This is a genomic window from Streptomyces sp. NPDC036984 (assembly GCF_055607665.1).
Genome location: NZ_JBVJRL010000006.1, coordinates 309476 through 323774 on the forward strand (window position 1 = coordinate 309476; position 14299 = coordinate 323774).

Genomic DNA, 14299 nt, shown 5'->3' on the forward strand with positions numbered 1-14299 from the left:
CGCGCGGGGGTCGTCGTACGGGGCACGGGGGCTGTGTGAGTCCTGGTGCCGTGTCAACGAAGGGGCGCCGTGACCGAGTTCCCGTCGGATGGGCGGGAACTCGGGCACGGCGCCCTCGTGTTGCACGCGCGCGTGGCCGGTCAGCGGCCGGCGCCGCCGTCGGCGTTCGGTCCGGCGTAGTCCTCGCCGTAGGCGCCCTTGGCGGGGCGGCGGCGGCGCATGGGCGGCTCGACGCCGTCCGCGAGGCGGCGGGCGGTGAGCAGGAAGCCGGTGTGGCCGATCATCCGGTGGTCCGGGCGGACGGCCAGGCCCTCGATGTGCCAGTTGCGGATCATGGTTTCCCAGGCGGTCGGCTCGTTGAAGCAGCCGATCTCCCGGATGGACTCCACGGTCCGGGCGAGCTGGGTGGTGGTGGCCACGTAGCAGCACAGGATGCCGCCGGGGACGAGCGCCTTGGAGACGGCCTCCAGGCATTCCCAGGGGGCGAGCATGTCGAGGATGACGCGGTCGACGTCGGAGTCGGACAGGTTGTCCTGGAGGTCGCCGACGGTGAGCTGCCAGGCGGGGTGCGGGCCGCCGAAGTAGCGTTCCACGTTCTGCTGGGCGATCTCGGCGAAGTCCTCGCGGCGCTCGTAGGAGTGCAGCATGCCCTGGTCGCCGATGGCCCGCAGCAGGAAGCTGCTGAGCGAGCCGGAGCCGACGCCGGCCTCGACGACGCGGGCGCCGGGGAAGATGTCGGCGAAGGCGAGGATCTGCCCCGCGTCCTTCGGGTAGACGACGGCTGCCCCGCGGGGCATGGACAGGACGTAGTCGGGGAGCAGGGGGCGCAGCGCGAGGTAGGCCACGTTGCCGGTGGTCCGGACAACGCTGCCCTCGGGAGCGCCGATCAGTTCGTCGTGCGGGAAGGAACCCTTGTGGGTGTGGAAGTTCTTTCCGGCTTCGAGCGTGAACGTGTAGTGGCGGCCCTTGGGGTCGGTCAGCTGTACCTGGTCCCCGACCTTGAAGGGCCCGCGTCTGCGGGCGGCACCGGTCGGTTCGGACATGTGACCAGCGTACCGGTTCCCTGCGGGGGGCTTGGCCAGCGGAGGGGGTGGGGGCCGATCGTGGGTGCGGAAGCGGCGGGCGGGGTGGTGGAGCGTGTGGTTCCGCGCGCCCTGGCGGGCGGCGCGGTTCCGGGGGTTGTCAGGCCGGCCGGGCCATCGCCCGGACGAAGGCCCGCTCCACGTCCGCCGCGGACAGCACGCCGTAGATCTCGCCGGTCTCCTCGACCACCAGGTACTCGGTGGCCGGGGTGGCGCGCAGGGCGTCCAGGAGGTCTTCCCCGGCCAGTTCGGCGGAGACCCGCATGCCGTCGGTCAGTTCCTGGGCGAGGCCGCTGACGGCCACCCAGGGTCGGCGGTGTTCCGGTACGCCGACGATGGCGGCCTCGCGGACGAGTGAGAGGGGGTTGCCGTCGGCGTCGACCACGACCAGGGCGCGGGCCCCGGCGGCGTTGGCGCGGCGCAGGGCCTCGGAGAGCGGGGTGTCGTTCTCGACCGGTACGGCCCGACGGGTGAGGGTACGGGCGCGCAGTTCGGGGAGGTGTTCGCGGAGCCGGGCCATGCGCAGGCTGTTGCCGGCGCCGGTCCAGATGATCGCGGCGAGGATGGCGGCGAGGAGGGCGTCGGTGACGGTGTCCATGCCGCCGGCGTCCTCACCGCCGCCGCCGAGAGCGCCGGACTGGTTGAGCAGCGGCAGGCCGATCAGGACCGAGACGGCGAGTGCCCGGCCGACCCAGGCGGCGGCGACGGTGCCGGTCATCGGTTTGCCGCTGATCTTCCAGACGACGGCGCGGAGCATGCGGCCGCCGTCGAGGGGCAGGCCGGGCAGCAGGTTGAAGATCGCGACGATGAGGTTGGAGACCATGAGCCCGGCGAGGAGTACGCCGGGGACCGTGCCGGGTTCGACCGGTTTCATGGCGAGGTAGAACAGGCCGGCCAGCGCGAGCGAGAGCAGCGGTCCGACGAAGGCGAGCACGAACTCCCGGCCCGGGGTCTCGGCCTCCTTCTCGATCTCGGAGACACCGCCGAAGAACTGGAGCTGGATACGGCGGACGGGGAGCTTGAAGCGGATCGCGGCGATCGTGTGGGCCAGCTCGTGGACCAGGACGGAGGCGTAGAAGGCGACCGCGAAGAAGAGGGAGACCAGGTAGCGGGCGGCGCCCAGCTCGGGCAGCACGCGGTCGAGCTGGCCGCCGAAGACCCAGGTGATCAGCGCGGCGACGAGGAACCAGCTCGGCGCGACGTACACGGGCACGCCGAAGGGGCGGCCCATGAGGATCCCGCCGCCGGGTTCCTTGGGCCGCGGCTCGGGCGGCGCGCCCTTGGCGATTCCGGAGTGCGCGAGCGTGCGGTGCTCCGGCTCGGGGGCGTGCCCGGGGGTGGTAGCGGGGTCTTGCCGGTCGGGGACGTGCGGAGCGGGGGTGCGGGGTGCGCTGTCGGTGCCGTGCCCGCCGGACGGGTCGGCCTCGGCACCGGACGGGTCGGTCTTGGCGCCGGACGGGTCGGTCTTGGCGCCGGACGGGTCGGTCTTGGCGCCGGACGGGTCGGTCTTGGCGCCGGACGGGTCGGTCTTGGCGGGTGCCTCGTCCTGGGCCGGGTTCTGCGGTGCGGCGGTCTTGTCGGGTGCCGGACGTTCGGGATCGGGCCCGGGGTGGTCGGTGGGTCCGGTCGCCGGGGCCGTTGGGTCCGCGGAGTGCTCGGCCGGCTCGTCGTTGCCGGACCGCGGCTGTCCGCTCCCGCCGCTCACGTCCACGGTGTCCCCTCGTTCGAAGCGTCTTCCGCACCTGCCGGACGGAAGGGTCTCTGGTCGATGGTATGCGGCCGTGGTGGCACGTTCCGCCCCGGCACCCTTTGTGTTTGCCCCGAGGTCGCGCGGTCGACGCGGCCGGCGAGTGGGTCACTGTCAGTGGTGGGCCGTAAGGTCTGTGGACATGGACAGCAGTATCGAGGAGGAGGCGGCCCTGCCGGGCGGCGCCGAGCAGACTCGACCGGCCGCCCCGCCGCAGCCGACGACGCCCCCGCCGGCCGAGGCGTCCCCGCCGGCCCCCTCGACGGCCCCGGACGCAGCCGCCGCGGCCGGGGCGGCCGGGGCGAGCGCAGTCGGGGAAGCGGGTGCCGGTGAGCGGGGGGCGATGGCGCCCACCTCGCTGTCTCCCTCTCGGGCCAATGACTTCATGCAGTGCCCGTTGCTGTACCGATTCCGGGTGATCGACCGGCTGCCGGAGAAGCCGAGCGCGGCGGCGACGCGCGGGACGCTGGTGCACGCCGTGCTGGAGCGGCTGTTCGACGCGCCCGCCGGGGAGCGGACCGCGCCGCGGGCCAAGGCGCTGATCCCGGGGCAGTGGGACCGGCTCAGGGAGAGCAGGCCCGAGGTGACCGAGCTGTTCGCCGATGATCCGGAGGGGGAGCGGCTGGCCGGGTGGCTCGCCGAGGCGGAGCGGCTGGTGGAGCGCTGGTTCACGCTGGAGGACCCGACCCGGCTGGAGCCGGCCGAGCGGGAGCTGTTCGTCGAGGCCGAGCTGGAGTCGGGGCTGCGGCTGCGCGGGATCATCGACCGGGTGGACGTGGCGCCGACCGGCGAGGTGCGGATCGTCGACTACAAGACCGGCAAGGCGCCCCGCCCCGAGTACGCCGAGGGCGCGCTGTTCCAGATGAAGTTCTACGCCCTCGTCGTGTGGCGGCTGAAGGGCGTCATCCCGCGCCGGCTGCAGCTGGTCTATCTCGGCAGCGGTGACGTGCTGACGTACGACCCGGTCCGCGCCGACCTCGAGCGGGTGGAGCGCAGGCTGCACGCGCTGTGGGAGGCCATCAGGCAGGCCACGGAGAGCGGGGACTGGCGGCCGCGGCCGACCAAGCTGTGCGGCTGGTGCGACCACCAGGCGCACTGCCCGGAGTTCGGCGGCACTCCCCCGCCGTATCCGCTGCCGGTCAGGGCGACGGAGTCCGGGACCGGGTGAAGCGGAGATCGGGCGCAGGGCAGAATGGGGCCGGACTAGCGAAGGAGTGTCAGGTGGCCATCCGTGTCCTACTGGTCGACGACCAGCCGCTGTTGCGTACCGGTTTCCGGATGATTCTGGAGGCCGAGCAGGACATCGCGGTCGTCGGCGAGGCCGGTGACGGCCTGCAGGCCCTGGATCAGGTGCGAGCGCTTCAGCCGGATGTCGTGCTGATGGACATCCGGATGCCGCGGATGGACGGTGTGGAGGCCACCCGGCAGATCACCGGGCCCGGGCGGGACGGTCCGGCGAAGGTGCTGGTGCTGACCACGTTCGACCTGGACGAGTACGTGGTGGAGGCGCTGCGCGCCGGGGCGAGCGGCTTTCTGCTCAAGGACGCGCCCGCCAACGAACTGGTGCAGGCGATCCGGGTGGTGGCGGCCGGCGAGGCCTTGCTCGCGCCGAGCATCACGCGGCGGCTGCTGGACAAGTACGCCACTCATCTGCCGTCGGGCGAGGAGCCGGTGCCGGACACCCTGCACACCCTCACCGACCGTGAGGTGGAGGTGCTGAAGCTGGTGGCGCGCGGGCTGTCCAACGCCGAGATCGCGGCGGACCTGTTCGTCAGTGAGACGACGGTGAAGACACATGTGGGGCATGTGCTCACCAAGCTGGGCCTCAGGGACCGGGTGCAGGCCGCCGTGTACGCGTACGAGAGCGGTCTGGTGCGCCCCGGCGCGCAGTAAGACCGCGCGGTACACCGCATGGCAGGCCGCGTGGTGGGCCGCGCGGGAGACGCAGGGCGGCGCGGGCCGTACGACGGCGAAGGGCGCCCCTCACCACACGGGAGGGGCGCCCTTCGGCACGACCGGCGTCAGCCCTTGCTGAGTTCCCAGAACCGGAACACGGTGGAGGCGTCCAGGCAGTACTCCAGGCCGTACACGCCGTCACGGACGACCGCGTACTGCTTGGCCTGCCAGACCGGCAGGACGGGCAGTTCGTCGGCGACGATGTTCTGGAGCTTGCCGAACTCCTTGTCGGTCGCCGAACGGTCGCTCTGCGCTGCGGTGGCGGGGATGAGGGACCCGGTGATGGCGCGGTTGTTGTAGTTGTTGTCCAGCACGTTGCCCTTGCCGAAGAAGGGGGCGGTGAAGTTGTCGGCGTCCGGGTAGTCCGGCACCCAGCCCTTCACGTACACGCCGTACTTGCCCTGGGCGATGTCCTTCTCGTACTGGTCGAAGGCGACGGACTTGACGTCGGCGTCGAACAGGCCGCTGGCGTTGAGCTGGCCGGCGATGGCCTTCAGCTCCTCGTCGGTGGCGGGGCCGTAGCGGGACGGCGTGGACCACAGGGTGAGCTTGACCTTGCCGCTGATGCCGTCGGCGTGCAGGGCGGCGGCGGCCTTGGCCCGGGAGGGGCGGGCGCCGTAGGTGTCGAAGAACGCGGTGTTGTGACCCGCGACGCCCGCCGGGATGATCGAGTACAGCGGGGTGGCGGTGCCCTGGTACACGTCCTTGATCAGGGCGTCGCGGTCGATGAGGTAGGCCATGGCCTTGCGGACGCCGAGCTTGCCGGCCACCGGGTCCTTCACGTTGAAGACCAGGTGCTGGACCTCGGCGCTGCTGCCCTCGATGACGTCGACGCCCTCTTTGTCGGCCTGCTGGTCGAGGCCGGCGATGTCGGCGGCGGTCAGGCCTCGGTAGGCGATGTCGATGTCGCCGTCGAGGAGGGAGTGCTTCAGGGCGGTGCGGTCGCCGTGGAAGAACTTCAGGGTGACGCCCGAGTTCCTGGCCTTGGCGGCGCCCTGGTAGTTGCCGTTGACGGAGAAGACCGCCTGGTCCTTGTCGATGGAGTCCAGCTTGTAGGGGCCGGATCCGACGGCCTGGTGGTCGGTGCGCAGGCCGTCCGCGTCGTACTGGCGGTGGTCCACGATGGAGCCGGCGCCGGAGGCGATCTTGCTGGGGAAGGTGGCGTCGGGCACCTTCAGATGGAAGACGGCCGTCTTCGCGTCCGGTGTCTCGACCTTGTCGAGCATCGGGAACATGATCGCGGGACCGGCGGGGTCGTCGATCCGCAGCATGCGGTCGAAGGAGAACTTCACGTCCTCGGAGGTGAGGTCGTCACCGTTGCTGAACTTCAGGCCGTCCTTCAGCTCGCACTTGTAGACCATGGCCCGGGTGTCGGTGAAGGCACAGTCCTTCGCCAGGTCGGGCTGGGGTTCGGTCGCGCCCTTGGGAAAGCTGAGCAGCGACTGGAAGACGTTGTTGAACAACAGCCAGGAGCCGGGGTCATATCCGGATGCCGGGTCCGTGGCGAGGACGTCGTCGGACATCCCCATCACCACGGAGGAGCCGGTACCCCCGGAATCACCGGTCTCCGAGCCGCAGCCGGTCAACAGGCCGGAGGCCAGCCCCGCCACGATGGGCAGGACTGGCCACTGGTTGCGCATGTTCACTTGAAATGTGCCTTGTCGTCGGGTCGTCAGCCCGGGGCCGCCGTCCCTGGCCCCGGGCCCCGGGGCCGCCGTGCTTGGCCCCGGGTGCAGAGAGCCGTCAGCCGCTCACACCGCGGCCGAGCTCCCACAGCTGAAGCGTCGAGGAGGAGTTGAGGGCGTAGGCCACGCCCGTGATGTCGTCCCGTGCGGCGGCATACTGCTTGCCCTGCCACAGCGGCAGGACCGGGACGTCCTCGGCGACGGTGTCCTGGATCTCGGTAAGGCTCTTGGACGCGCCGAGCCGGTCCGCCTCGCGGCGGGACTGCGGGATCAGCGTGCGCTGGATGGTGCTGTTGGAGTAGGGCGAGCCGAGGAAGTTGTCCTTGTCGAGGAAGGGCGCGAGGAAGTTGTCGGCGTCCGGGAAGTCCGGGAACCAGCCCATGCCGTAGACGTCGTACTGGCCCTTGCGCTCGGCGGGCCGGAAGGTCGCCCAGGGGTGGCCCTCGATGGAGGCGTCGAACAGGCCGCTGTCGTTGAGCTGCTTCCGGAGGACCTCGAACTCCTGCCGGGTGGCCGAGCCGTAGTGGTCGGTCGTGTAGTGCAGGGTCAGCTTCACCGGGGTGGTGATGCCGGCCTTGGACAGCAGTTCCTTGGCCTTGGCGGCGCTGGGGTTGCCGTACTTGTTGAAGAACGAGTTGGAGTGGCCGGTGACGGTGGCCGGGACCAGCGAGTACAGCGGCTCGGCCTGGGTGCCGTAGACCTTGGAGACCAGCTCGCCGCGGTTGATCAGCTGGGCCATGGCCTGGCGTACGGCCTTGGACTTGACGCTGGACGCGGTGGTGTTGAAGGCGAGGTAGCGGATTTCCAGGCCCGGCATGTCGACCAGGTCGACCTTCTCGTCGCTGCTGCCGTCCAGCTTCTGGATCAGCGCGGGCGACATGGTGCGGGTCATCACGTCGATGTCGCCCTTGTCGATCGCGGCGCCCATGGCGTCGGCGTCGGCGAAGGCGCGCAGCTCGACGGTGCTGTTGTTCACCTTCACGGCGCCCTCGTAGGAGGGGTTCTTGCTGAAGGTGGCGCTGACGATGGCGTCGTCCTCGACGTCGGCCTTGAAGGTGTACGGGCCGGAGCCGTCGATCTCGAAGCCGTCGCGGAGCTTGCCCTTCTCGTAGTCCTCGGGGTTGATGATGCCCGCGACCGGGGTGGACAGCTTGTACGGGAAGGTGGCGTCGGCCGTCTTCAGGTGGAAGATGACCTCGCGGTCGCCCTGCGTCTCGATGGTGTCGATGGTGTTGAGCAGGGCGGAGACACCGCTGTCGGCGTCGATGCGCAGCGCGCGCTCGATGGAGTACTTGACGGCCTCGGCGGTCACCGGGTCGCCGCTCGCGAACTTCAGGCCCTCGCGCAGCTTGCAGGCGTAGCGCTCGCTGCCGCTGTCGGTGAAGGAGCAGCTCTCGGCGGCGTCCGGGACAGGGTCTCCCTCGCCCTTGGGCTGCGCCATCAGGGTCTGTACGGACTGGCGCAGGATGTTCCAGGTGCCGACGTCGTAGGCGTAGGCCGGGTCGAGGGGCGCCGGGGCGTCCTTCGTGGCGGTGAACCGGTCCGTGGTGCCGACGACGATGGCGTCGCCGCTCTTGCTCCCGCTGTCGGATCCGCCGCACGCGGCGAGAACCGGGGTGAGCAGGCCGGCCACCGCCGGCAGCACCAAAGTCTTGCGGTTCATGCGGGAGTTTCTCCAGGGCTGTTCGGGTCCGTGTATCCGGCATGCATGGGTGGTGCGGCGGATCACGGGGGTACTCGGCGATGTTCTCGCGACGAGATTAGTCCTCGCCCGCAGCGGGGTTCACAGCCGCGTGAGTTGACCCCCCATCACGCAGTGGAACCGGTCGCGGACGCACCGAAAACCCGACAGCGGCAGGATTAGTGCAGCATCCCACCAATCGGGACACAAGGTTCCACCGAACCGCCCGGAACGGGGCCCACCAGCACACTTGGGCAACGTTGTCGAGCCCCGTCGGCGTGGGGAACGTCACACTCCCAACTGTGCGGCCGGTCAGCAGTATTCGGCCGGGCGGCCTGCCCGGAATTCCACGCCGGTGTACTTCCCCGGAAATATGTCCAGCACGGCCAATGGACTTAAGCACTCCCCCCGGCTCTTCGAGCCGGGGATACCGCGCGTGACCGGCTAGCGCATTTCCGTCATCAGGCCCTGAAGAAATGCCAGGTCGACCTCTTCCAGAGAGGAGACGACGGTGCGCCCCGCGGCCGGGCCGATGGGTGCGACGGAGGGGACGGCGACCACCCGGCAGCCCGCGGCCTCGGCGGCTGCCACGCCGGTCGCGGTGTCCTCGACCACGGCACATCTGGCCGGATCCGCGCCGAGCCCCGCGGCGGCGAGCAGATACGGGTCCGGGAAGGGCTTGGTGCGGGAGACCTCGTCGCCGGCGATGGAGAGGGCGAAGTGGTGCGGGCCCAGCACGGACAGCACACGGTCGATGATGCGCCGGTGGGAGGCGGAGACCAGGGCGGTCGGGATCTCGTACCGGGAGAGCTCGGCGAGCAGCCGGGCGGCGCCCGGCATCAGCGGCAGGGCGCGTCCGATGCGGTCCTCGAACCCCTCGTTGAGCAGGATCGTGAGCTCGGCGAGGGTGATGTCGGCGCCGGTGGCCTCGATCAGGAATCCTGCGCTGCGGGTCATGGGGCCACCCACCACGACATGGCGCCAGGTCTCGTCCAGGGTGTGCCCGAGGGAGGCGAAGACCTCCACCTCGACGTCCCACCAGAAACCCTCGGTGTCCACCAGGGTGCCGTCCATGTCGAGGAGCACCGCTTGCAGGGCGGAGCCTTCGGCCGTACGGGTTCCTAGCGCGGGGACCGTGCTGGTCATCCGGGCGCACCTCCTTGAGGGACGACCAGGCCGGTTCCCCGGTGGGGGAACCGGCCTGTAATGGACCGACCAGTGTACGACTTATCCGATCAGCGTGCTGGGTGAGACACGCGTCACCGTGCGTTGAAGTACTTGGCCTCGGGGTGGTGGATCACGATCGCGTCCGTGGACTGCTCGGGGTGCAGCTGGAACTCCTCGGAGAGGTGGACGCCGATCCGCTCCGGCTTGAGGAGTTCGGCGATCTTGGCGCGGTCCTCCAGGTCGGGGCAGGCGCCGTAGCCGAGGGAGAAGCGGGCGCCGCGGTACTTCAGGGCGAACATGTCCTCGATGCCGGCCGGGTCCTCGCCGGCGAAGCCGAGTTCGGCGCGCACCCGGGCGTGCCAGTACTCGGCGAGCGCCTCGGCCAACTGCACGGACAGGCCGTGCAGTTCGAGGTAGTCGCGGTAGGCGTTGGCCTCGAAGAGCTTGGCGGTCTCCTCGCCGATGCGCGAGCCGACGGTGACGACCTGGAGGCCGACCACGTCCGTCTCGCCCGACTCCTCGGGGCGGAAGAAGTCGGCGAGGCACAGGCGCCGGCCGCGGCGCTGGCGCGGGAAGGTGAAGCGGGTGCGCTCGTTGCCCTGCTCGTCCAGGATGATCAGGTCGTCGTCCTTGGACACGCAGGGGAAGTAGCCGTAGACGACGGCGGCCTCGAGGAGGTTCTCGGTCTGGAGCCGGTCGAGCAGGCCGCGCAGCCGGGGCCGGCCCTCGGTCTCGGCCAGTTCCTCGTACGTCGGTCCCTCGCCGGTGCGGGCCTGCTTCAGCCCCCACTGGCCCTTGAACAGCGCGCCCTCGTCCAGCCAGCTCGCGTACTCCTTGAGCTGGATGCCCTTGACGACCCGGGTGTCCCAGAACGGCGGGGTGGGCACGGGGTTGTCGGTGGCGACGTCGGAGCGGACGTGGCCCTCCTGCGGGCGCTCCTCCACCTCGACGGCGGCGGCCGCGCGGACCCGGCGCTGCCTCAGCTCGGGCAGCTTGGCGCCGGGCACGCCCCGCTTGACGCCGATCAGGGCGTCCATCAGGCGCAGGCCCTCGAAGGCGTCGCGGGCGTAGCGGACTTCGCCCTCGTAGATCTCGTGCAGGTCCTGCTCGACATAGGCCCGGGTGAGGGCGGCGCCGCCGAGGATGACCGGGAAGCGGCCGGCGAGGCCGCGCTGGTTCAGCTCCTCCAGGTTCTCCTTCATGATCACCGTGGACTTGACCAGGAGCCCGGACATGCCGATCACGTCGGCCCGGTGTTCCTCGGCCGCCTCCAGGATCGCGGAGACCGGCTGCTTGATGCCCAGGTTGACGACGTTGTAGCCGTTGTTGGACAGGATGATGTCGACCAGGTTCTTGCCGATGTCGTGCACGTCGCCGCGCACGGTGGCGAGCACGATGGTGCCCTTGCCCTCGGCGTCCGACTTCTCCATGTGCGGCTCGAGGTGGGCGACGGCGGCCTTCATGACCTCGGCGGACTGGAGGACGAACGGCAGCTGCATCTGGCCGGAGCCGAACAGCTCGCCGACGACCTTCATGCCGTCCAGGAGGGTCTCGTTGACGATGTCGAGGGCGGGCCGGTCCTGAAGGGCGGTGTCCAGGTCCTGCTCCAGGCCGTTGCGCTCGCCGTCGATGATGCGGCGCTTGAGCCGCTCCTCCAGCGGCAGCGCGGCCAGCTCCTCGGCCTTGCCGGCCTTCAGGGACTTCGCCGTGGCGCCCTCGAAGAGCTGCATGAGCTTCTGGAGGGGGTCGTAGCCCTCGGCGCGGCGGTCGTAGATCAGGTCGAGAGCGGTCTGGACCTCTTCCTCGCTGAAGCGGGCGATCGGCAGGATCTTGGAGGCGTGCACGATCGCCGAGTCCAGGCCCGCCTTGACGCACTCGTCGAGGAAGACGGAGTTCAAAAGGATGCGGGCGGCCGGGTTGAGGCCGAAGGAGATGTTCGACAGGCCCAGCGTGGTCTGCACGGCCGGGTGCCGCTTCTTCAGCTCGCGGATCGCCTCGATGGTGGCGATGCCGTCCTTGCGGGACTCCTCCTGACCGGTACAGATGGTGAAGGTCAGGGCGTCGATGAGGATGTCCTCCTCTCGGATGCCCCAGTTCCCGGTCAGGTCCGCGATCAGCCGTTCGGCGATCTCGACCTTCTTCTCCGGGGTGCGGGCCTGGCCCTCCTCGTCGATGGTGAGCGCGATCAGCGCGGCGCCGTGCTCGCCCGCCAGCTTGGTGACCTGGACGAAGCGGGAGTCGGGGCCGTCGCCGTCCTCGTAGTTCACGGAGTTGATCACCGCGCGGCCGCCGAGCTTCTCCAGGCCCGCCCGCAGGACGTCGACCTCGGTGGAGTCCAGGACGATCGGCAGGGTGGAGGCGGTGGCGAAGCGGCCGGCGAGTTCCTCCATGTCGGCGACGCCGTCGCGGCCGACGTAGTCCACGCACAGGTCGAGCATGTGCGCGCCCTCGCGGATCTGCTCGCGCGCCATCTCCACGCAGTCGTCCCAGCGGCCGGCCAGCATGGCCTCGCGGAACTTCTTGGAGCCGTTGGCGTTGGTGCGCTCGCCGATGGCGAGGTAGGAGGTGTCCTGCCGGAACGGCACCGACTGGTACAGGGAGGCGGCGCCCGGCTCGGGGCGCGGGTCGCGGGCGGGCGGGGTGAGGCCCTGGACGCGCTCCACGACCTGGCGCAGGTGTTCGGGTGTGGTGCCGCAGCAGCCGCCGACGAGCGAGAGGCCGTACTCGCGGACGAAGGTCTCCTGGGCGTCGGCCAGCTCCGGCGCGCCCAGCGGGTAGTGGGCGCCGTCCCTGCCGAGGACCGGCAGGCCCGCGTTGGGCATGCAGGACAGCGGGATGCGGGCGGTGCGGGCGAGGTAGCGCAGGTGCTCGCTCATCTCGGCCGGGCCGGTGGCGCAGTTCAGGCCGATCATGTCGATGCCGAGGGGTTCCAGCGCGGTGAGGGCCGCGCCGATCTCGGAGCCGAGCAGCATGGTGCCGGTGGTCTCGACGGTGACGGAGACGATCACCGGCAGGTCCAGGCCGAGGGCGTCCAGGCCGCGCCGGGCGCCGAGGACGGCCGCCTTGGTCTGGAGCAGGTCCTGGGTGGTCTCCACCAGCAGGGCGTCGGCGCCGCCGGCGACCAGGCCCTCGGCGTTGCGCTGGTAGGCGTCGCGCAGGGTGGTGTAGGGGGCGTGGCCGAGGGTGGGCAGCTTGGTGCCGGGGCCCATGGAGCCGAGCACCCAGCGGGGCCGGCCGTCCTTGGCGGTGAACGCGTCGGCGGTCTCCCGGGCCACCCGGGCGCCGGCCTCGGACAGCTCGTGTACGCGCTCGGGGATGTCGTACTCGCCGAGCGCGGAGTGGTTGGCCCCGAAGGTGTTGGTCTCGACGCAGTCGACGCCCACGGCGAAGTACGCCTCGTGGACGGAGCGGACGATGTCGGGGCGGGTGACGTTGAGGATCTCGTTGCAGCCCTCGAGCTGCTGGAAGTCCTCGAGAGTGGGCTCCTGCGCCTGGAGCATCGTGCCCATGGCTCCGTCGGCGACCACCACCCGGGTGGCGAGCGCCTCGCGGAGCGCGGACACGCGGGTCCGGCTGTCGGCGGAAGGGGACGTCGGCGACGAGGCCATGTAGGGACTCCCTGTGATGCGACGGCTGTCGGCTATGCGGTTTCCCGGGCAGACGGGATGCCGCACGGCGCCAGAGTAACCGGGAGTGGGCTTGGATGGGCAGCGGCGTCCACGAGACGGACGCGTGTGGCCCTGATGCCACGCGCAGGTCACGTGTGATGTAACAGGTGCCGTCCGACCATTAGCGGGAGGTCGGCATGGACCGGTAGTGTTCGACATTGCCGAACGGTGTGGTTGTCGCGCCGCGGGCAGTCGAAGGGGACGGAGGCAGGACGGCGATGGCACGGAACATCCAGTCGCTCGAACGGGCGGCGGCGATGCTGCGGCTGCTCGCGGGCGGCGAGCGGCGGCTCGGCCTCTCGGACATCGCCTCGTCACTGGGTCTCGCCAAGGGCACCGCCCACGGCATCCTGCGCACCCTCCAGCAGGAGGGGTTCGTGGAGCAGGACGAGGCCTCCGGCCGCTATCAGCTGGGCGCGGAGCTGCTGCGCCTGGGCACGACCTACCTCGACGTGCACGAGTTGCGCGCGCGGGCGCTGGTGTGGACCGACGACCTGGCGCGCTCCAGCGGGGAGAGCGTGTACCTGGGTGTCCTGCACCAGCAGGGCGTGCTGATCGTGCACCACGTCTTCCGGCCGGACGACAGCCGGCAGGTGCTGGAGATCGGGGCCATGCAGCCACTGCACTCCACGGCGCTGGGCAAGGTGCTGTCCGCCTACGACCCGGTGGCGCACAGCGAGGCGCTGGACACCGACCGGAAGGCGTTCACGGATCGCACGGTGTGCGAGGCGGGCGACTTCGAGCATCTCCTGGACATCACGCGCGCGCGTGGGTATGCAGCCGACGTGGAGGAGACCTGGGAGGGCGTGGCGTCGATCGCCGCCCCCATCCACGACCGGCGCCGGATGCCCGTGGGCGCGGTCGGCATCGCCGGTGCCGTGGAGCGGCTGCGCCGGGACGGGGAGCTGCGCCCCGAGCTGATCGCGGCGGTGCGCGACTGCGCCCGAGCGGTCTCCCGGGACCTGGGCGCCGGGCGGTTCTGACAGACCCGGGCTCCAGCGCGGAACGACCGGGACGCCAGGCGGCGTTCCGGCCCTCGGCCTACCCTGAAATGGACAAATTAGGCTAGATCGTACGTCCGTGTACGAAGGTCGATAACCCGCAGCGATCAATAACGATCCTGTTTTCGATAACAGAACTCTTGACGCACGCGTAACGCCGAACAAGACTCCCGTCCATCGGTCGGCATTGTCGAACACCTACCGGCAATACGCGCTAGAGTGTGACAACGCCAAGGGCCGGCATCGCTCTCACCCCCGAGGGCGCCTGAATCCCGGCGGGACCCGGGGTTCGGCCCCTGGACGAAGGACAAA

General features: G+C 70.5%; 9 protein-coding genes. 3 read left to right on the forward strand and 6 right to left on the reverse strand.

Annotated features, from left to right (window positions below; genetic code table 11):
* Positions 1–140: 140 nt before the first annotated feature.
* Positions 141–1043: a tRNA (adenine-N1)-methyltransferase gene (locus ACZ7DL_RS14945; protein WP_470774487.1), complete on the reverse strand. Its 903-nt coding sequence runs from the start codon at positions 1041–1043 to the stop codon at positions 141–143.
* A gap of 139 nt (positions 1044–1182) precedes the next feature.
* On the reverse strand, positions 1183–2793 hold the full coding sequence (locus ACZ7DL_RS14950; RefSeq protein ID WP_470774489.1) for a site-2 protease family protein: 1611 nt from the start codon (positions 2791–2793) through the stop codon (positions 1183–1185).
* Between the two features lie 178 nt (positions 2794–2971).
* On the opposite strand from ACZ7DL_RS14950, the gene ACZ7DL_RS14955 reads away from it, so the two are divergent.
* Both ACZ7DL_RS14955 and ACZ7DL_RS14960 read left to right on the forward strand, forming a co-directional pair.
* A complete protein-coding gene (locus tag ACZ7DL_RS14955) occupies positions 2972–3997 on the forward strand; it encodes a RecB family exonuclease (protein ID WP_470774491.1) in 1026 nt (341 codons plus the stop codon).
* 53 nt (positions 3998–4050) lie between these two features.
* Positions 4051–4722: a response regulator gene (locus ACZ7DL_RS14960; RefSeq protein WP_470774493.1), complete on the forward strand. Its 672-nt coding sequence runs from the start codon at positions 4051–4053 to the stop codon at positions 4720–4722.
* A gap of 128 nt (positions 4723–4850) precedes the next feature.
* On the opposite strand, the gene ACZ7DL_RS14965 is transcribed toward ACZ7DL_RS14960, so the two are convergent.
* From ACZ7DL_RS14965 to metH, 4 genes are all read right to left on the reverse strand, one after another.
* Positions 4851–6431, reverse strand: a complete 1581-nt coding sequence (locus ACZ7DL_RS14965; protein ID WP_470774495.1) for an ABC transporter substrate-binding protein — start codon at positions 6429–6431, stop codon at positions 4851–4853.
* Positions 6432–6528: 97 nt separating this feature from the next.
* Positions 6529–8133, reverse strand: coding sequence for an ABC transporter substrate-binding protein (locus tag ACZ7DL_RS14970; protein WP_470774497.1), 1605 nt, complete (start codon positions 8131–8133; stop codon positions 6529–6531).
* Positions 8134–8595: 462 nt separating this feature from the next.
* A complete protein-coding gene (locus ACZ7DL_RS14975; RefSeq protein ID WP_470774499.1) occupies positions 8596–9297 on the reverse strand; it encodes an HAD family hydrolase in 702 nt (233 codons plus the stop codon).
* A 113-nt stretch (positions 9298–9410) separates the two neighbouring features.
* On the reverse strand, positions 9411–12926 hold the full coding sequence (gene metH / locus ACZ7DL_RS14980) for a methionine synthase (protein ID WP_470774501.1): 3516 nt from the start codon (positions 12924–12926) through the stop codon (positions 9411–9413).
* 278 nt (positions 12927–13204) lie between these two features.
* Between metH and ACZ7DL_RS14985 the strand changes: the two genes are divergently transcribed.
* Positions 13205–13969 (forward strand): IclR family transcriptional regulator, encoded by a 765-nt coding sequence (locus tag ACZ7DL_RS14985; RefSeq protein ID WP_470774502.1) that lies wholly within the window; start codon positions 13205–13207, stop codon positions 13967–13969.
* The last annotated feature ends 330 nt before the right edge of the window (positions 13970–14299 follow it).